We start from the raw sequence: 247 nt of genomic DNA on the forward strand, positions 1-247 counted from the left end.
TGACGACGGCGGCGAACACGCTGCTGCTGAACCAGACGGTGACCGACGCCGACGGCGATCACGTCACCAAGGGCATCGACCTCGGCAGCGGGGTGTTTGCGATCCACGACGACGGCCCGTCGCTGGGCACGCCGACGGCGGCGGTTGCGGGCCAGCTGACGCTGGACGAGACCAATCTGACGGGCGCGCCGATCAGCACCAGCGCCAACTTTGCCGGCAACTTCGACGGCGGCACGCCGCATTACGG

General features: G+C 69.2%; 1 protein-coding gene. It reads left to right on the forward strand.

Going from position 1 to position 247, the window contains the following annotated elements; all coding sequences use genetic code 11:
* Positions 1 to 247, forward strand: a 247-nt coding sequence (locus I6F38_RS43695) for a hypothetical protein (protein ID WP_225164755.1), incomplete at both ends; no start/stop codon positions are given.

The sequence above is a fragment of the Bradyrhizobium sp. BRP56 genome (assembly GCF_020194035.1).
GTDB classification, from domain to species: domain Bacteria; phylum Pseudomonadota; class Alphaproteobacteria; order Rhizobiales; family Xanthobacteraceae; genus Bradyrhizobium; species Bradyrhizobium australafricanum.